Raw genomic sequence first — 18418 nt, 5'->3', positions numbered from 1 at the left:
GTATGGACGAGAAACGACTCACGCATTTACGGCAGCTTGAAGCCGAAAGCATTCACATCATCCGCGAAGTGGCGGCCGAGTTCAGTAACCCGGTGATGATGTATTCCATCGGTAAAGACTCTTCGGTGATGTTGCATTTGGCGCGCAAGGCGTTCTATCCGGGTTCGCTGCCTTTCCCGCTGCTGCACGTTGATACCGGCTGGAAATTTCGTGAAATGTATGAATTCCGCGACCGGACGGCGAAAGCCTATGGCTGTGAACTGTTGGTACACCGTAACCCGCAGGGTGAAGCATTGGGGATTAACCCTTTTGTACACGGCAGCGCCAAGCATACCGACATCATGAAAACCGAAGGATTGAAGCAAGCGCTGGATAAATACGGGTTTGATGCCGCATTTGGTGGGGCGCGTCGTGATGAAGAGAAGTCACGTGCCAAAGAGCGTATTTACTCCTTCCGCGACCGTTTTCACCGCTGGGATCCGAAGAACCAGCGTCCGGAACTGTGGCATAACTATAACGGCCAGATTAACAAAGGCGAGAGCATTCGCGTTTTCCCGCTCTCCAACTGGACCGAACTGGATATCTGGCAATATATCTATCTGGAAAACATCGAGATTGTCCCGCTGTATCTGGCCGCTCCGCGCCCGGTGCTGGAGCGTGATGGGATGCTGCTGATGGTGGATGACGACCGCATCGACCTGCAACCGGGCGAAGTCATTGAACAACGGATGGTACGCTTCCGCACGTTGGGCTGCTGGCCGCTGACGGGTGCGGTAGCATCACATGCGCAGACGCTGCCGGAAATCATCGAAGAGATGCTGGTTTCTACGACCAGTGAGCGTCAAGGACGGGTGATTGACCGCGATCAGGCCGGTTCAATGGAACTGAAAAAGCGTCAAGGGTATTTCTGAGGAATCGTCGAATGAGCCAAATTTCGTTAAAAGACACAGTCGCAGAAAATGGGGCTGAGAAAGATACTGTTGTCATCAATAACGCGATTGCACAGCAGATCGCCGAGCAGGGTGGTGTGGAAGCCTATTTACATGCACAGCAGGATAAAACGTTGCTGCGTTTTCTGACTTGCGGCAGCGTCGATGATGGGAAAAGTACGCTGATTGGCCGTTTGCTACACGATACGCGTCAGATTTATGAAGATCAGCTCAGTACCCTGCACAATGACAGCAAGCGAATTGGAACGCAGGGAGAAAAGCTGGATCTGGCGCTGCTGGTCGATGGACTTCAGGCTGAGCGCGAGCAGGGCATTACGATTGATGTGGCTTACCGCTATTTTTCGACGGAAAAACGCAAATTTATCATCGCTGATACGCCGGGACACGAGCAATACACCCGCAACATGGCGACCGGAGCATCCACCTGCGAGCTGGCGATTCTGTTGATTGACGCCCGCAAAGGCGTACTGGATCAAACCCGTCGGCACAGCTTTATTGCGACCCTACTGGGGATTCGCGATCTGGTGGTGGCGGTGAACAAAATGGATCTGGTTGATTATCAACAGACGGTATTCGAGCAGTTTAAGCAGGATTACCTGGATTTTGCCCAGCAGCTGCCTGCCGACCTGAATATCACCTTTGTGCCCATTTCCGCCTTGGATGGCGACAACGTTGCGACGCCGAGCACGGCGATGAGTTGGTATACCGGGCCAACGCTGTTAGAGGTGTTAGAAACGGTGAATGTGGCGCAGCGCAGCCTCGAGCAGCCGATGCGCTTCCCGGTGCAGTATGTCAACCGCCCGAATCTGGATTTCCGTGGCTACGCGGGAACACTGGCATCCGGCATTATCCGCGTCGGGCAGCGGGTTAAAGTGCTGCCGTCCGGTGTAGAATCTACCGTCAGCCGTATTGTGACCTTTGACGGCGATTTGCCGCAGGCACAGGCGGGAGAAGCGATCACGCTGGTGCTGACCGATGAAATCGACATCAGCCGCGGCGATCTGCTGGTTGACAGCAGCGAATCCCTGAAAGCGGTGCAGCATGCGTTGGTGGATGTCGTCTGGATGGCGGAGCAGCCACTGGTGCCGGGACAGAGCTACGACATCAAGATCGGTGGCAAGAAAACGCGTGCACGGCTTGAGAATATTCAGTATCAGGTGGAGATCAATACGCTGACGCAGCGCGTTGCTGAAAACCTACCACTGAATGGTATCGGTTGTGTTGAGCTGATTTTTGATGAGCCGCTGGTGTTGGATAATTATCAGCACAACGCGGTGACGGGCGGAATGATCTTTATCGATCGTCTGAGTAACGTGACGGTGGGTGCGGGTCTGGTGCGGGAACCTATCGAACAGGTGTATCAGGAGGCCGGGGCGTTCAGCGCGTTTGAGCTGGAACTGAATGCGCTGGTGCGTCGCCACTTCCCACACTGGGGTGCGCGTGATCTGCTGGGAGGCAAATAACGTGTCTTTACGTGATGAGCCGAATGACGATAACGTCGTCTGGCATGCGCACGATGTCTCCCGTGAGTCGCGCGAGAAGCTGCATGGTCATCAGGGCGTGGTTATCTGGTTTACCGGGCTGTCTGGGTCTGGTAAATCCACGCTGGCGGGGGCACTGGAGCAAGCGCTACACCAGCGCGGTGTCAGCACTTACCTGCTGGATGGCGACAATGTCCGGCACGGTTTGTGCCGGGATTTGGGTTTCACCGATGACGATCGGCGCGAGAATATTCGCCGCGTGGGGGAAGTCGCCAAACTGATGGTGGATGCTGGTTTGGTGGTGCTGACCGCGTTTATCTCGCCACATCGTGCCGAACGTAAAATGGTGCAAGATTTGCTGGGAGAAGGGCAATTTATTGAAGTCTTTGTGGATACGCCGTTAGCGACCTGTGAAGCGCGCGATCCTAAGGGATTGTATAAAAAAGCCCGCGCGGGAGAACTGCGTAATTTCACCGGAATCGACTCGGTGTATGAAGCGCCGGAAGCGCCAGATAGCCATTTGGATGGCGAACAATTAGTAACAAATTTGACCGACCAATTGTTAGATCTGCTTGGCAAGCGAGCTATTATCAAACTCTGATGTCTTCGCCAACATCATGATTTGTCTCTCGGGTGATGTGGAAGAATTACGGGAACGATGATGCCAAATGCCACTCAATTAATGATCGGTAAAACGAAATCAATGTCGGATGATGAAGAGCGTGCCTCGTACCCTTTTATGGGGGCGGTGGCAGGCTTCTCTTTTTATTGGTTGGCTTTCACGCTTCCCTTTTTGGTGTACGGTTCCAATACCACGTTTTTCTTCATGCTTTACACCTGGCCTTTTTTTCTGGCCTTGATGCCACTTTCGGTTTTAATCGGGGTGGGATTTAGCTTTGTGCTGAGTGGGAACGTGTTCTATACCCTTTCTGCGACCGGGCTATCGGTGGTCTGTCTATTCTGGCTGGTGTTTTCTTTTCTGACGGGTTGGTAAACCACCAGCCCATATTTTGGGCTGGCCTTGATTAATAGCAGCGTTGTTTCATTTGTTTCATATAAACAACGTGAATTACAGCACCTTACTTAGAAACGCACGTGTGCGTGGGTTACTCGGATTGGTAAAAATGTCTTCGGGTTTACCCTGTTCCTGAATAATGCCCTGATCGATAAAGATCACGCGGTCGGCGACTTCCCGGGCGAAGGCCATCTCATGCGTTACGATCACCATCGTCATACCTTCCAGCGCCAGCGTTTTCATGACGGCCAACACTTCACCCACCAGTTCTGGGTCTAACGCAGAAGTGGGTTCATCAAACAACATGATCGCAGGTTCCATCGCTAACGCGCGAGCAATGGCGACACGCTGCTGTTGACCACCAGACAGGCTGTTCGGCCAGGCATCGATTTTATCCAGCAAACCAACCTTGCTGAGCAAGACTTTAGCGCGCTCAACGGCTTGTGCTCGGGGGATTTTTTTCACATCCATCGGTGCCATAATCACATTTTCCAACACCGTCATGTGTGGGAACAGATTAAACCGTTGAAATACCATGCCTACGCTTTCACGCATACGGTTGATATCGGTTCTCTTATCGTGAATGGCAAAGCCGTTGACCGTAATCTCGCCTGCTGACAGCGTTTCTAGTGCGTTAATGCAGCGCAGGAATGTGCTCTTCCCTGAACCCGATGGGCCGATCATGCAGATGACTTCCTGAGGGGCAATATCACAGGAAATACCAGACAGAACCTGCGTATCACCAAACTTTTTTTGCAGATTATTAACGTGAATCACTTTTACCGAACCTCGTTTCCATGTGCCGAACCAGCAGTGAGAGCAGGAAAGTAATAACCCAATAGACAAGAGAGATGGTCAGGTAGGGTTCCCAATAGGTGGCATAAGCGCCAGAAACGGTACGGGCCGCATAGGCCAGATCGGCAAGGCCGATTGCTGAAGCGAGTGAAGAATCTTTTACGATGGCAATCGCGTTGTTTCCCAGTGGCGGCAGCATACGGCGGAATGCCTGCGGTAATATTACCTTGCGCATGGTCTTACCGTAGCTCATCCCCAGTGAACGCGAAGCTTCCATCTGACCGCGATCGATGGATTGAATACCTGCACGAAAAATCTCGGAAACATAAGCCCCGGCATTTAGGGTGATCGCCACAATACAGGAGAGAAATGCGCCGTAGTCGGAACGCAGCATACGCGCGAAATCTACGGACATCATGCCACTGGTGACCAGCAGGCCGTCACGTGGGTTGATAAACAACGGCACGAGGGCGAAATGCACCACCATGATTTGCACGAATAGCGGCGTGCCGCGGAACGCACTGATATAGATACGAACCGGCCATTGCACACCGTAATGCAGAATATATTTCCAGGGACCGTGTGGCGCCTGTGCTAACCGCCCCAAGCCCAGGGTTAGGCCCCAGCAGGTGCCAAGTATGACACAGATAAGGGTACATTTTATGGTCATCCAGGCACCTTCTGTAAAGAGTGGTGCATATTCCTGAATGATCTCCCAACGAAATCCCGTCAAGATCGTTTCCTTTATGATTGAATAGATTAGCGTAATAACGTGTTATTGATGCCGGATAGCGAGCCACACTATCCGGCAGGTGTTTGTTATGCGAGGATCGTACCGTTGTGGTTTCCTGTTGAGCGATTACTCTGCTGGCAATGTAGGAACATTATTATCAAACCAGGTTTGATAGATTTTGGCGTAGGTACCATCAGCGACAATCTTTTTCAGACCGTCATTGATTTTTTTACGTAGTTCGTCGTTACCTTTAGCTACGGCGATACCAAAATACTGGCGTTCAAAGCGGGCATCGGAAACCAGATTGAATTGTTTTTCAGGGTGGGTCTTAATGTAAAACTTAATGACGCCCACATCACCGACCGCCGCGCCAATGCCGTCTTCATACAGCTCTTGCAGCATTAATGGCGTGTTGTCGAAGCGTTTAATCGACGTGCTGTTTTTACCCAAAACATCAGAAACGACAACGTCGCCGGTACTGGAGTTTACCACGCCGACTTTATTGTCTTTCAGGGCGGCGACTGAATCGATCGTTGAGCCTTTAGGTACAACGATCGACTGTTCGGCAGGGAAGTAAGGGTTGGAGAAATCAACCATCTGTTTGCGTTTGTCTGTGATCGTGATACCCGAAATGATGATGTCACGGTCGCCCGCACCCAGCGTGGCAAAAATGCCTTCCCAAGGGGTGTTGATCAGCTTGATGTTAAATTTTTCAGCTTTGGCAATTGCTTTAATAATGTCGATATCAAAGCCTTCTAATTCTTTCTGCGCGTTTTCAAATTCGAACGGGCGATAGGTGCCACCGGAGCCTACAACGTAGGTTGGTTCTGCTGCGAATGCGCTGCCAGACATAACAGTGGCGCACATGGCACCAATCAGTAACAGTTTCTTAAACATGCGTTCTCCTGGTATTGGGTTAAATTTTTGTGCGTATGCACTTTTTTTATGCATTTTGTCTGCATAAAAATACACATATAGCGTTGATGATTCAACTTACGTCTGCTGAGCAAGGTACTTTCTGCTTGTCAGATTGAGTGTAGCTGACGTTAATCTTTCCCTTCGCGGTCTGACAATGTGGAGTCGGAGCTAAAGTTATGGGATGATTAGGCGGTTTTGCAGGGGGCGGGATGGGAAAACTTACGCTGTTATTACTGGTATTGCTCGGCTGGCTTCAGTATTCACTGTGGCTGGGCAAAAATGGTATTCATGATTATGTGCGAGTAAAGGATGATGTTGTTGTCCAGCAAGGGAACAATGCCAAACTGAAAGCCCGTAACGAGCAATTGTTTGCAGAAATTGATGATCTGAACGGTGGACAGGAAGCGATTGAAGAGCGTTCACGCAACGAGCTGGGCATGATTAAACCCGGCGAGAGTTTCTATCGTCTGGTGCCGGAGTCTGGCCATCGTTCTGCTGCTACCCCTGTGTCTTCACCTAACAACACATCACGCTAACGCATGTTAAAACAGAGTCTTTCCCAGCCAGAGATTGTTGCTGTTCTGCCCGCTGCCGGTAATGGCAGCCGGATGAAAAGCGATCGTCCTAAACAGTACTTGACCATCGGTCATAAAACGATCCTCGAACACGCGGTTGATGCGTTGTTATCTCATCCCCTGATTCATCGAGCAGTGATTGCCATTAGTCCTGATGATGTATCCTTTCATTCCTTACCGATCGCCAGAGATCCTCGCATCCGTGTGGTTGTTGGGGGAAAACAACGTGCTGATTCAGTATTGGCGGGATTACAAGAGGTTGCTGATACAGAATGGGTTTTGGTACATGACGCAGCGCGTCCCTGTTTGCATCAGGATGATCTGGCTCGGTTGTTGAGTCTGGTTGGACACAGTGACGTTGGTGGAATTTTGGCTGCTCCGGTTCGTGATACGATGAAGCGCGGTTCAGGATCGGTGATTACCCAAACGGTTGAGCGACGTGATTTATGGCATGCGCTCACGCCCCAGTTGTTTCCTTCCGTTTTATTGAAAACCTGTTTACGCCGCGCTTTAAATGATGGCGTGGTGGTCACTGATGAGGCCTCTGCGCTGGAGTATTGTGGTTATCATCCACAATTAATAAGTGGTCGCGCTGATAATATTAAAGTGACCTGCCCGGAAGATTTGGCATTGGCCGAGTTTTATTTAACGAATTTGCACCACAATCATACGATTGAATAAAAAGGAGAAGGCGCGATGCGTATCGGTCACGGTTTTGATGTTCATAAATTCGGTGGAGAAGGTCCGCTGGTGATCGGTGGTGTGCGTATTCCTTATACTCAGGGATTACTGGCACATTCTGACGGTGATGTTGTTTTGCATGCGGTAACTGATGCGCTACTCGGTGCTGCGGCATTGGGGGATATTGGAAAACTATTTCCTGATACTGACCCTGCGTTTAAAGGTGCTGACAGCCGTGGGCTATTGCGGGAAGCCTGGAAAAAAATTAATGAGAAAGGCTACCGTCTGGGAAATGTGGACGTCACGATTATCGCTCAGGCACCTAAAATGGCCCCCCACATTCCGCAAATGCGGGTGAATCTGGCTGAAGACTTACAGTGCCATATGGACGACGTGAACATTAAGGCAACGACAACGGAACAGTTGGGCTTTACTGGCCGAGGTGAGGGGATTGCCTGCGAAGCAGTCGCTCTGCTGGTAAAAAACGAAGCCGGTGAGATTGTCGCATGGTAAGTACGCACTGATGATTGAGATGAATAACGATGACAGCCTGATTTGGTTGCATGGCAAACCACGGTCATCTGGCGTACTGAAATCGACGGCGGATGATTTCTGCGTGATTGAGGATCTGGGGTTTCAGCCCGATGGCGAGGGTGAGCATGTTTTGGTGCGCGTGCGTAAGCGCGGCTGTAATACGCAATTTGTCGCGGAAGCATTGGCTAAATTTTGCCGTATCCCACAACGTGATGTGAGCTATGCCGGTCTGAAGGATCGCCATGCCGTGACCGAACAATGGTTCTGTCTACGTATTCCTGGTAAAGCCGAGCCTGATTTTAGCGCATTTTTGTTGGAAGGTTGCGAGGTGCTTGAATTTGCTCGTCATCGCCGTAAATTGCGTATTGGTTCGTTACAAGGCAATGATTTTGCTTTGGTATTGCGTCAGATTAGCGATCGGCCTGATGTGGAATCTCGCTTACAACAGGTTGCTGAATACGGTGTACCTAACTATTTTGGGCGTCAGCGATTTGGCAAGGGCGGTAACAATCTTGAGCAGGCGCGTCTCTGGGCGAATAATACTATTCGGGTCAAAGAGCGTAGTAAGCGCAGCTTTTATCTTTCAGCCAGTCGGAGTGCGCTCTTTAATCAGGTTGCCAGTATCAGGCTTGCCAGACAGCAGGCCAAAACTGTTTTATCGGGCGATGCATTACAATTAACCGGTCGTGGGAGTTGGTTTGTCGCCAAGCCGGATGAGTTGACGGCGTTACAAGCAAGAGTTGACGCGGGTGAACTTCAGGTAACTGCGCCGTTACCCGGAGAAGGTGAACTCGGTACGTTAGATGCTGCACTGGCTTTTGAACAGCAGAGTCTGGTCGGTCAGGAAACGTTGTGGACATTATTACAACGTGAACGGGTTGAACCTGCTCGTCGGGCGATTTTATTATATCCGCAGCGTATGGTCTGGCATTGGTTGGATGACAGTACGGTTGCACTGAAATTCTGGTTGCCTGCTGGAAGTTTTGCCACCAGCGTTGTACGTGAAATTATCGATCAGCAACAGGACTTGGATACTGTAGCCTGACGTATGCAGTTGATTTTTCCTAATCGAATGTTTGTAACGATAATGATGATAGCGGCAATTTTTACCCCGCTTGGGGGAAAGTGCGCATTGGCGATGAGGTTAACCAAATCTGAGGTTAGCAGAGAATGGTGAACAAACGGATGCAAACGTTGCTGGCGCAGTTGCGTCAATTGGGTATACAGGATGAGCGCCTGCTGAAGGCTATTGAAGCTGTACCCAGAGAACGCTTTGTTGACGAAGCGTTTGAGCACAAAGCTTATGAAAATACTGCATTGCCAATAGGATCCGGTCAGACGATCTCCCAACCCTATATGGTGGCGCGGATGACAGAATTATTGTGTCTGACGCCCGAGTCCCGAGTGTTGGAAATCGGAACAGGTTCTGGCTATCAAACAGCCATTTTGGCCCATCTTGTCAAGCATGTCTGTTCCGTTGAGCGCATCAAAGGATTGCAGTGGCATGCTAAACGTCGGCTTAAGCAGCTCGATTTACATAATGTTTCCACTCGTCACGGCGATGGCTGGCAAGGATGGGCTTCTCGTGGGCCTTTTGATGCCATCATTGTGACCGCCGCACCACCAGAGATTCCGAAAGCCTTGCTGGCACAACTGGATGAGGGCGGGATAATGGTGCTACCCGTAGGCGATCAATCACAAATGCTACAGTTGGTGCAGCGCCATGCGGGGGAATTCATTATTCAGGCGGTGGAAGCTGTTCGGTTTGTTCCACTAGTCAAAGGTGAACTAGCCTGATACCGTTGCGGTAGGGTATTTTGATAGTTGTTTCTTGATGGTAGAGAAGTACAACTATCTGAATTAATTTGCGAATTTTATAGTTATAGGGGAGAGGGCGCATGGGAAGCCGAATGATGGGTTTGCGTCAAATGGCTGTTTGTACGGTAATTGTTTTGGGGGTAGCTGGTTGCTCCAACAATAACACGACATCAGCACCGATAAGCAGTGTGGACGGAAATAAGGGTAGTAGAAGCGGCATGCTATCGGCACCTCCATCACGTATATCGACCTCTGGTGACTCAATGGTTACGACGCGTGATGGGCGAATTGTTTATAACCGTAGTTACGGGAATATTCCGAAAGGTAGCTATAACGGTAATAATTATATCGTCAAGCGTGGCGATACGTTATTTTATATTGCGTGGATTACAGGTAATGATTACCGGGATCTGGCTCAGCGCAATAATATTCCAGAACCCTATAGCCTGAATGTAGGCCAAACCTTAAGTCTTGGGAATGGTTCTACTGGTGTTACAGGTAGTGGTTTGACCGGTGGTGGAATGTTGGCAGCGACGGATGCGACAACGAAGGGCGTACCGACGCCGCCATCAAGTGCTCAAATACAAACTACACAGGTTGATTCTCAGTCAACTAATGCGTATTCTGGTAATTCGGGTAAACAGAATGTAGGCAAAATGTTGCCTACGGCAGGAGCAACAGCCACCGCTCCTGTTACCGCACCAGCGGCTGTTGCCAGCAGCAATACGAGTAGTACCGCTGCTGTCGGCAGTTGGCGTTGGCCTACCGATGGGAAAGTCATAGATAGTTTCTCCGCATCTGAAGGGGGAAATAAAGGGATTGATATCGCCGGCTCACGTGGGCAACCGATCACTTCTACCGCCAGTGGGCGTGTAGTGTATGCGGGCAACGCTCTGCGAGGTTACGGAAATCTAATAATCATCAAGCATAATGATGACTACCTGAGCGCCTATGCCCATAACGACACAATGCTGGTCCGGGAACAACAAGAGGTCACGGCGGGGCAACAAATCGCTACCATGGGTAGCACCGGAACCAGTTCAGTACGTTTGCATTTTGAAATTCGTTACAAGGGGAAATCCGTAAACCCGCTGCGTTTTCTTCCGCAGCGATAAATCGGGCAGAGTATTTCGGTATTCTGCCAAGGGATCACGGGTAGGAGCCACTTATGAGCCAAAGTACGCTGAAAGTTAACGAGTTACATGAAGATGCTGATTTCGAAGAGAATGGACTTGACGTTTTTGACGACAAAGCGCGAAACCAGTGATAATGATTCGATTGATGATGAGTTATTATCGCAAGGGGTCCCACAGCGTGTTTTAGACGCTACGCAACTCTATTTGGGAGAGATTGGTTATTCGCCTCTTTTAACCGCTGAAGAAGAAGTCTATTTTGCCCGACGTGCGTTGCGCGGTGATACTCCGTCACGCCGTCGGATGATCGAAAGTAACCTGCGGCTGGTGGTGAAAATTGCCCGCCGTTACAACAATCGTGGTTTAGCGCTTTTAGATCTTATTGAGGAAGGGAATCTCGGTCTGATCCGCGCAGTAGAAAAATTTGATCCAGAAAGGGGATTCCGTTTTTCAACTTACGCCACATGGTGGATTCGGCAAACGATTGAACGGGCCATCATGAATCAAACCCGCACCATTCGTTTGCCTATTCATATCGTCAAAGAGCTGAACGTTTATCTGCGTACCGCACGCGAACTTTCTCATAAACTGGACCACGAGCCAAGCGCGGAAGAAATTGCCGAGCAGCTCGATAAACCTGTTGATGATGTTAATCGTATGTTGCGTTTGAATGAGCGTATTACTTCCGTTGACACGCCATTGGGTGGTGATTCGGAAAAGGCGCTGCTGGATATTCTGGCTGATGAAAAAGACAACGGCCCAGAAGATACCACGCAAGATAATGATATGAAGCAGAACATCGTGAAGTGGTTATTTGAACTTAACGCTAAACAGCGTGAAGTTTTAGCCCGTCGCTTTGGTCTGTTGGGCTATGAAGCTGCAACGTTGGAAGATGTTGGCCGGGAAATCGGCTTGACTCGTGAACGTGTTCGGCAGATTCAGGTTGAAGGTTTGCGTCGTCTGCGTGAAATTTTGCAGGCACAAGGACTCAATATTGAAGAATTGTTCCGTGAATAACGACGGTTCGATATAGTATTAGTCAGAATAAAAAACGGTGGGGTAACCCACCGATTTTTTATGTGCTGACAACGGTTAGCGAACGATATTCGCCAGCAGGAAATCGACGATCTCGCTGGTTTTAATCATTTGTTTTTCACCAATCCGGCGATGCTTATATTCAATCTCTTCGCTATCCAAATTGCGATCGCCAATAACAATGGTATGCGGTACGCCAATTAATTCCATATCAGCGAACATCACGCCAGGGCGTTCTTTACGATCGTCCAATAACACTTCGATACCTTTAGCGTGTAATTGCTGATAAATATCTTCAGCGACTTCCTTCACGCGGAAAGACTTGTGCATATTCATCGGCAGAATAGCGACGTGGAAAGGTGCAATCGCGTCTGGCCAGATAATGCCACGATCGTCATGATTCTGTTCAATCGCGGCTGCGACGACGCGAGTGACCCCAATACCGTAGCAACCCATGGTGAGAATCTGATTACGTCCATCTTCTCCCTGTACGGTCGCTTTTAAGGCCTCTGAATATTTAGTACCCAGTTGGAAGATATGACCGACTTCAATACCACGCTTAATTTGTAGCGTCCCTTTACCATCAGGGCTGGCATCACCTTCTACCACATTACGGATATCTGCAACGGAGGGCAGAGGAACATCTCGCTCCCAGTTGATACCGAAATAGTGTTTGTCATCAATATTGGCACCGGCGCCAAAATCACTCATTGCGGCAACCGCCCGGTCAACCACGACAGGAATCGGTAAATTTACCGGTCCTAGTGAGCCAGGACCTGCGCCAACGATAGCTCGGATTTCCTCTTCCGTTGCAAATGTCAGCGGGCTGGCAACCAGTTCGAGTTTCTCGGCTTTAACTTCGTTCAGTTCATGATCGCCACGTACCAGCAGGGCGACCAGTTTCTGTCCGCTTTCTTCCGTTGCCTTAACCAGTAAGGTTTTTACCGTTTTTTCAATTGGCAGCTTAAATTGTTCAACCAGTTGAGCGATCGTTTTAGCATTTGGCGTATCAACCAGACGCATTTCTTCCTGAGCTTCTGCGCGCCCTAATTTTGGGGCAACAGCTTCAGCCAGCTCAATATTTGCTGCGTAGTCTGAATCGGTAGAGAAGACGATGTCATCTTCACCGCTTGCCGCTAATACCTGGAATTCATGCGATGCATTACCGCCGATGGAGCCGGTATCTGCCTGAACAGCTCTGAAATCCAGATCCATGCGGCTGAATATTTTGCTGTAGGCGGCGTACATGGCATCGTAGGTCACCTGAAGTGATTCCTGTGATGTATGGAAAGAGTACGCATCTTTCATCAGAAACTCACGGGAACGCATGACGCCAAAACGTGGACGAACTTCATCACGGAACTTGGTCTGAATCTGGAAAAAATTCAATGGAAGCTGTTTGTATGAGCTGATCTCATTACGGATCAAATCAGTAATCACTTCTTCATGTGTTGGACCAAGTACGAACGGGCGTTCACCACGGTCAACAAAACGCAGAAGCTCTGGGCCATATTGCTCCCAGCGACCGCTTTCTAACCAAAGGTCGGCTGGTTGAACCACCGGCATGGAAACCTCAATCGCGCCTGCGTTATTCATCTCTTCGCGCACGATGGTTTCTACTTTTCTCAAAACGCGCAAGCCGGTCGGCAGCCAGGTATAGAGGCCAGAGGCGAGTTTGCGAATCATACCTGCACGGAGCATTAACTGGTGGCTGATAACTTCCGCATCAGCGGGCGTCTCCTTGAGTGTGGAGAGCATGTATTGACTAGTACGCATGGTGTTTTAGTTCCGTCAGAACAAGAAATAGCATCTGCTGCCTAATGCAGCCGAAGGCATAAAAAGTGGCTTAGTTTAACAGTGTGAACCGCTCCTCAAAAGAGAGTCGGGATAAATTTATGTAGGAATAGTCATCGTGAACTCATCGCGGCGCATATGTGAGGCTTTTAGCTTGCATCGAGAGACAATACCTCGGTTTGTTGATCCGACACGCGCCAACGTACATTGAATTCCAATAATAAAACGGCGTACTCCCGATCGTTCTTTTCACCCTTGCGGTATGCCGGACGAGGATCCTGGGCAAGAACCTGGCTGATAAAGCGCTTTAGCTGTGGGTACTTCAATCGATTGTGGGCGAGTTGTTGTTCCGCATACGGAGAGAATATAACCGTCATCTCCGTTTCTGGTGCAGATTGAGCGAAACCCGCAAGTGCATTTGGATAACTTTCTGCAAAAGGGAGATAGGGTTTGATATCAATGATCGGTGTGCCATCAACCAGATCGAGACTACCTAACTCCAGAGTAATGTTTCCATCCTGCGCTCGAATGCCTTTTAACTCTACGAGTGACATCCCGATAGGGTTAGGACGGAAAGTGGAGCGTGTTGCGAATACCCCAACGCGCGCATTTCCGCCTAATCTAGGCGGACGGACGGTAGGATGCCAACCCTTTTCCATGGTCTGGTGGAAAATAAACAGGATCCACAAATGGCTGAAATCGGAAAGCCCACGAACACATTCCGCCTGATTATAAGGCGGTAAAAGCTGGAGTTCCCCTCCGCCATCATCAATCAGACCCGGTTGCCGTGGAATGGCGAATTTTTCTTTGTAGGGTGAACGAATAACGCCGATCTGATTGAAAATAAATGGATTCATTTATCTGAAACTTTTAATGCGGTACCTTGGCAAACGGCCTGACGGTAACAACCAGCAACACCGCTGATGATCTGGCATTCATGGAGTAAAACGGCATTGGCTTTCATCGCGGTTGCTCGGTTCTGCATTCTTTTCCGAGCATTGGTCGTATTCGGAGGGGAGTCTTGTGCTGTTACCTGACACGATGAACCTGACACTTCTCCCATGTCTCGAAACGGCTTGCCAACCAACTCTTCAGCGTTTTTATAGAGAACAGCAGGCGCGGGGCGCGGAGCTGGTTTTGGCTTCGCGACAGGTTCTACTTTCGGTTCGCTAACCGGTTGAGGTGCGGGTGCTGTTGGCTTTTGGAATAGGGAACAGCCTGTTAGCGATATGGTTAACAAGATAAGAGGGACGACACGCATAGGATTACCTCTGCTTTTTCTCAAAGAGCGGATATTGAAGCAAGCTATTGCACAAATAACAAGACGAGCCTGAGCTCGTCTTAAGGATATATTTAATAAAACGTGTAACGAGAGACTTACCAACCTTTCACTGCGCCACCGTTGAAGATTTTATTTGCCGCTTCGTTAACATCGTCTGACTGATAAGCCTGAACGAATTTTTTCACATTTTCCGCGTCTTTATTGTCTTCGCGAGAAACCAGCAGGTTTACATACGGAGAGTCTTTTTCTTCAACAAAAATGCCGTCTTTAGCAGGTGTTAAGTTAATCTGGCTGGCATACGTTGTGTTGATAATTGCCAATGCAATTTGCGCATCGTCCAGGGAGCGAGGCAATTGTGGGGCTTCCAGTTCAACCAGCTTAAGATTTTTGGCATTCTCTGTAACATCCAGAATGGTTGGTAACAGGCCAACGTTATCTTTTAGCTTAACTAAGCCGACTTTTTGTAACAGTAATAATGAGCGACCCAGATTAGTTGGATCGTTCGGTAGCGCAATTTGTGCACCGTTTTGTAATTCATCCAGTGATTTTATTTTCTTGGAATAACCCGCAATCGGATAAACAAAACTATTACCAACAGCAACTAACTTATAGCCGCGATCTTTGATCTGCTGATCCAGATAAGGTTTATGTTGGAAAGCGTTGAGATCGATATCACCTTTGCTTAGCGCTTCATTAGGCAAAACATAATCATTAAAGGTTACTAATTCCACATCCAGACCATATTTATCTTTTGCCACTTTCTGCGCAACTTCTGCAACTTGCTGTTCAGCACCAACAATGACGCCAACTTTAATATGGTTTGGGTTCTTTTCTTCCTGACCACATCCCGCCAGCGCAAGAACGCTAATTAAAGCCCCAATGGTTGCGATGGATTTAAATTTCATAGCCATATCCTTAACCTCTAATTAAAAATCTTCATAGCTTATGCTCAAAGTAAGCAAAAGTGTGTTTTAACGACTACTTGTGTGTGACGGCTTTTACCGTATGGTCCCCGCAAAATTGGATCAGGTAAACCAAAATAACTAACAAGATTAATACAGTATTCATGACGGTAGCGTTATAACCAATATAACCATACTGATACCCAATTTGACCTAGGCCGCCAGCACCAACGGCTCCCCCCATAGCAGAATAGCCTACAAGCGTAATAAGGGTGATCGTTGCGGCGTTAATTAATCCTGGTAAAGCTTCCGGCAGTAAAACCTTTCTGATGATCTGCATGGGTGTTGCACCCATAGCTCGCGCAGCCTCAATTAAACCTGTTGGGATTTCCAGAAGCGCATTTTCTACCATTCTGGCAATGAACGGCGCGGCTCCGACTGTTAGGGGGACAATAGCCGCCTGTAGGCCAATCGAGGTTCCTACCACCATGCGTGTAAAAGGAATCATCCAAACCAGCAAAATAATAAAGGGAATCGATCGAAAAATGTTAACCAGTGCTGAAATGACTCGGTAGAGCTTAGGGTTAGCAATAATTTGTCCGGGGCGGGTGGTATATAATAAAACGCCCACTGGCAGACCCAAAACAAAGCCGAAGAATCCGGAAACGAATGTCATGGCGACGGTTTCCCAGACACCTCGAACCATTAACCACATCATAGCTTCAGACATAACCCAGAACCTCAATAGTAACGTTACTTTCCTGCAAGAACGCGATTGCTGCTACGGTGTCATCATGTTCGCCATGCATTTCCGCCAGCATGATGCCGAATTTAACGCCACCGGCATAATCCATTTGGGCGCTGATGATGTTGTTATTCACATTAAAGCGTCGTGCAACTTCAGAAAGTAACGGTGCGTCAACAGATTGGCCGGTAAATTCCATTCGCAATAACGGGGTGGTATTAATACCGCATTCCGGTGACAGACGAGCAATATAGTCGTCGGGAATATCGAGATGTAAAGTGGATTGAATGAACTTTTGCGCCAGCGGGGTTTTAGGGTGTGAGAACACTTCGCTTACCGTATCTTGTTCGATAAGTTTCCCATCGCTGATGACTGCAACTTGATCGCAAATGCGCTTTACGACATCCATTTCATGAGTGATTAAAAGGATAGTCAGCCCTAAGCGGCGGTTGATATCTTTGAGTAATTCGAGAATCGAGCGGGTCGTTGCGGGATCGAGTGCACTCGTTGCTTCGTCACACAACAACACCTTGGGATTACTGGCCAGAGCGCGAGCGATTGCCACACGTTGTTTTTGCCCACCAGAAAGATTTGCTGGATAAGCATCATGTTTATCCGCCAGACCCACTAAATCCAGCAACTCATTTACCCGACGTGCGATTTCCGCTTTAGGTGTGTTATCCAGTTCGAGAGGAAGCGCAATATTGCCAAATACCGTACGTGAAGCGAGTAAGTTAAAATGCTGAAAGATCATGCCAATTTGTCGGCGTGCTCGTGTGAGCTGACTATCTGATAACTGGGTTAAATCCTGGCCGTCAACCAACACGTTTCCTTGTGTAGGACGTTCTAACAAGTTAACACAGCGGATTAATGTACTTTTGCCCGCACCAGATGCACCAATTACGCCGTAAATCTGTCCCGTTGGAACACGAAGATTTACGTCAGCAAGGGCGGTGATCGCACGCCCTTTTTGCTGAAAAACCTTGGTAATATTAGAAAGTTCAATCATATATTTTTTATCGTGAATGCCTATGGCTGGATAAACCTGATTCTGTCAAAGCAGAATAATAGCGGGATGTTAGGGCGTCTAGACGTCTAAGTCAATTGAGATTGATGTTGTCTGCCATTCTCTCTGTCCGCAAAATCATGCGATACTAGCGAGTAATTTACGCCATCAGGAGCTAAGTAAGTGGCACAGTGTGTTCCAGCAATTTTCCTCGATCGTGACGGCACGATCAACATCGATCACGGATATGTACATGAGATTGATCAGTTTCAATTCATCGACGGTGTCATTGACGCTCTGCAAGAACTGAAAAAATTGGGATTTGCTTTGGTTATTGTGACCAATCAATCTGGTATTGCACGCGGTAAATTCACCGAAGAACAGTTTATGCAACTGACTGAGTGGATGGATTGGTCCTTGGCCGATCGCGATGTTGACTTGGATGGGATCTATTTTTGCCCACACCATCCCGATGCAACAGTGGGAGATTATCGTCAAGTGTGTGATTGCCGTAAACCAGAACCGGGTATGCTGCTTTCTGCCCAACGGCATTTGAATATCGATATGGCTGCTTCTTATATTGTCGGGGATAAAATAGAAGATTTGCAGGCAGGTATTGCTGCTGGGGTTGGAACTAAAGTTTTAGTTCGTACGGGAAAACCTGTCACGGAACAGGGGGAAGCCTTGGCTGATATTGTGATTGATAGCCTTGCAAACTTACCCCAATGGATAAAAAAGCGTAGCTAATAGGCTAAATGGATGAAAGTTGTGCAAATAGAATAAAGTTGGATATATTTGCTTGCGCTTCCTGATTCGCTGCCTATAATGCGCCTCCATCGACACGGCGCTGTGAACACACAACCGGGTCGGTAAAGAAAGAGAAAACGCTTTAAAATAAACGTTGACTCTGCAGGTGATAAGCGTAGTATACGCCACCTCGCGAAGTGGTTAAGACCGCAACGCAACGCTCTTTAACAATTTAATCAGACAATCTGTGTGGGCACTCACAAGACCGTATCTT

20 protein-coding genes and 1 pseudogene are annotated in these 18418 nt (G+C 48.7%); 12 read left to right on the top strand and 9 right to left on the bottom strand.

Features of this window, described 5'->3' with window-relative positions; all coding sequences use genetic code 11:
- Window positions 1-2: 2 nt before the first annotated feature.
- From cysD to ACKPVM_RS06360, 4 genes are read left to right on the top strand one after another with little or no spacing between them, the layout of a single operon-like run.
- On the top strand, window positions 3-911 hold the full coding sequence (cysD, locus tag ACKPVM_RS06375) for a sulfate adenylyltransferase subunit CysD (RefSeq protein WP_319849121.1): 909 nt from the start codon (window positions 3-5) through the stop codon (window positions 909-911).
- An 11-nt stretch (window positions 912-922) separates the two neighbouring features.
- Window positions 923-2413, top strand: coding sequence for a sulfate adenylyltransferase subunit CysN (gene cysN / locus ACKPVM_RS06370; protein WP_409307886.1), 1491 nt, complete (start codon window positions 923-925; stop codon window positions 2411-2413).
- The gene (gene cysC / locus ACKPVM_RS06365) at window positions 2352-3032 is read left to right on the top strand and encodes an adenylyl-sulfate kinase (RefSeq protein ID WP_409307884.1); all 681 of its coding nucleotides are present in this window, start codon (window positions 2352-2354) and stop codon (window positions 3030-3032) included. Before cysN ends, cysC begins: the two co-directional genes overlap by 62 nt.
- A gap of 60 nt (window positions 3033-3092) precedes the next feature.
- Window positions 3093-3425 carry a DUF3561 family protein gene (locus ACKPVM_RS06360; protein WP_409307882.1) on the top strand — a complete coding sequence of 111 codons (333 nt, stop codon included), beginning with the start codon at window positions 3093-3095 and terminating at the stop codon, window positions 3423-3425.
- 75 nt (window positions 3426-3500) lie between these two features.
- On the opposite strand, the gene ACKPVM_RS06355 is transcribed toward ACKPVM_RS06360, so the two are convergent.
- From ACKPVM_RS06355 to ACKPVM_RS06345, 3 genes are all read right to left on the bottom strand, one after another.
- On the bottom strand, window positions 3501-4223 hold the full coding sequence (locus tag ACKPVM_RS06355) for an amino acid ABC transporter ATP-binding protein (protein WP_409307881.1): 723 nt from the start codon (window positions 4221-4223) through the stop codon (window positions 3501-3503).
- Window positions 4210-4974 carry an amino acid ABC transporter permease gene (locus tag ACKPVM_RS06350; RefSeq protein WP_409307880.1) on the bottom strand — a complete coding sequence of 255 codons (765 nt, stop codon included), beginning with the start codon at window positions 4972-4974 and terminating at the stop codon, window positions 4210-4212. The genes ACKPVM_RS06355 and ACKPVM_RS06350 overlap by 14 nt, the downstream gene beginning before the upstream one ends.
- Window positions 4975-5100: 126 nt before the next feature.
- Window positions 5101-5871 (bottom strand): basic amino acid ABC transporter substrate-binding protein, encoded by a 771-nt coding sequence (locus ACKPVM_RS06345; RefSeq protein WP_409307878.1) that lies wholly within the window; start codon window positions 5869-5871, stop codon window positions 5101-5103.
- Window positions 5872-6101: 230 nt separating this feature from the next.
- Here ACKPVM_RS06345 and ftsB point away from each other — a divergent pair, with 230 nt between their 5' ends.
- The 7 genes and pseudogenes from ftsB (at window position 6102) to rpoS (ending at window position 11650) form a co-directional block, all read left to right on the top strand.
- Window positions 6102-6428, top strand: coding sequence for a cell division protein FtsB (gene ftsB / locus ACKPVM_RS06340; RefSeq protein WP_409307876.1), 327 nt, complete (start codon window positions 6102-6104; stop codon window positions 6426-6428).
- Between the two features lie 3 nt (window positions 6429-6431).
- Window positions 6432-7148, top strand: coding sequence for a 2-C-methyl-D-erythritol 4-phosphate cytidylyltransferase (gene ispD / locus ACKPVM_RS06335; protein WP_409307875.1), 717 nt, complete (start codon window positions 6432-6434; stop codon window positions 7146-7148).
- Window positions 7149-7163: 15 nt separating this feature from the next.
- Window positions 7164-7661, top strand: coding sequence for a 2-C-methyl-D-erythritol 2,4-cyclodiphosphate synthase (ispF, locus tag ACKPVM_RS06330; protein ID WP_409307873.1), 498 nt, complete (start codon window positions 7164-7166; stop codon window positions 7659-7661).
- 19 nt (window positions 7662-7680) lie between these two features.
- Entirely contained in the window at window positions 7681-8727 is a 1047-nt protein-coding gene (truD, locus tag ACKPVM_RS06325; RefSeq protein ID WP_409308231.1) for a tRNA pseudouridine(13) synthase TruD, read from the top strand.
- Between the two features lie 125 nt (window positions 8728-8852).
- The gene (locus tag ACKPVM_RS06320; RefSeq protein WP_409307871.1) at window positions 8853-9479 is read left to right on the top strand and encodes a protein-L-isoaspartate(D-aspartate) O-methyltransferase; all 627 of its coding nucleotides are present in this window, start codon (window positions 8853-8855) and stop codon (window positions 9477-9479) included.
- 113 nt (window positions 9480-9592) lie between these two features.
- The gene (gene nlpD, locus ACKPVM_RS06315) at window positions 9593-10615 is read left to right on the top strand and encodes a murein hydrolase activator NlpD (protein ID WP_409308229.1); all 1023 of its coding nucleotides are present in this window, start codon (window positions 9593-9595) and stop codon (window positions 10613-10615) included.
- A gap of 53 nt (window positions 10616-10668) precedes the next feature.
- Window positions 10669-11650 (top strand): annotated as a pseudogene (gene rpoS, locus ACKPVM_RS06310) (RNA polymerase sigma factor RpoS).
- 75 nt (window positions 11651-11725) lie between these two features.
- Here rpoS and proS read toward each other — a convergent pair.
- From proS to metN, 6 genes are all read right to left on the bottom strand, one after another.
- Window positions 11726-13444 carry a proline--tRNA ligase gene (proS, locus tag ACKPVM_RS06305; RefSeq protein ID WP_409307869.1) on the bottom strand — a complete coding sequence of 573 codons (1719 nt, stop codon included), beginning with the start codon at window positions 13442-13444 and terminating at the stop codon, window positions 11726-11728.
- A gap of 167 nt (window positions 13445-13611) precedes the next feature.
- On the bottom strand, window positions 13612-14319 hold the full coding sequence (gene tsaA / locus ACKPVM_RS06300) for a tRNA (N6-threonylcarbamoyladenosine(37)-N6)-methyltransferase TrmO (RefSeq protein WP_409307867.1): 708 nt from the start codon (window positions 14317-14319) through the stop codon (window positions 13612-13614).
- On the bottom strand, window positions 14316-14723 hold the full coding sequence (gene rcsF, locus ACKPVM_RS06295; RefSeq protein ID WP_409307865.1) for an envelope stress sensor lipoprotein RcsF: 408 nt from the start codon (window positions 14721-14723) through the stop codon (window positions 14316-14318). The genes tsaA and rcsF overlap by 4 nt, the downstream gene beginning before the upstream one ends.
- A 116-nt stretch (window positions 14724-14839) precedes the next feature.
- Window positions 14840-15655 carry a MetQ/NlpA family lipoprotein gene (locus ACKPVM_RS06290; protein ID WP_409307863.1) on the bottom strand — a complete coding sequence of 272 codons (816 nt, stop codon included), beginning with the start codon at window positions 15653-15655 and terminating at the stop codon, window positions 14840-14842.
- A 67-nt stretch (window positions 15656-15722) separates the two neighbouring features.
- Window positions 15723-16376, bottom strand: coding sequence for a methionine ABC transporter permease MetI (locus tag ACKPVM_RS06285; protein WP_409307861.1), 654 nt, complete (start codon window positions 16374-16376; stop codon window positions 15723-15725).
- Window positions 16369-17400 carry a methionine ABC transporter ATP-binding protein MetN gene (gene metN, locus ACKPVM_RS06280; RefSeq protein WP_409307860.1) on the bottom strand — a complete coding sequence of 344 codons (1032 nt, stop codon included), beginning with the start codon at window positions 17398-17400 and terminating at the stop codon, window positions 16369-16371. The genes ACKPVM_RS06285 and metN overlap by 8 nt, the downstream gene beginning before the upstream one ends.
- 180 nt (window positions 17401-17580) lie before the next feature.
- Between metN and gmhB the strand changes: the two genes are divergently transcribed.
- Complete coding sequence (gene gmhB, locus ACKPVM_RS06275) at window positions 17581-18144, top strand: D-glycero-beta-D-manno-heptose 1,7-bisphosphate 7-phosphatase (RefSeq protein ID WP_409307858.1); 564 nt, start codon at window positions 17581-17583, stop codon at window positions 18142-18144.
- Window positions 18145-18418: the final 274 nt, after the last annotated feature.

The organism is Pectobacterium hainanensis (genome assembly GCF_046237015.1).
Taxonomy (GTDB): Bacteria; Pseudomonadota; Gammaproteobacteria; order Enterobacterales; family Enterobacteriaceae; genus JBJYIN01.
Note: the sequence above shows the minus strand (reverse complement) of the source record. Positions and strands in the feature narration are given on the sequence as shown.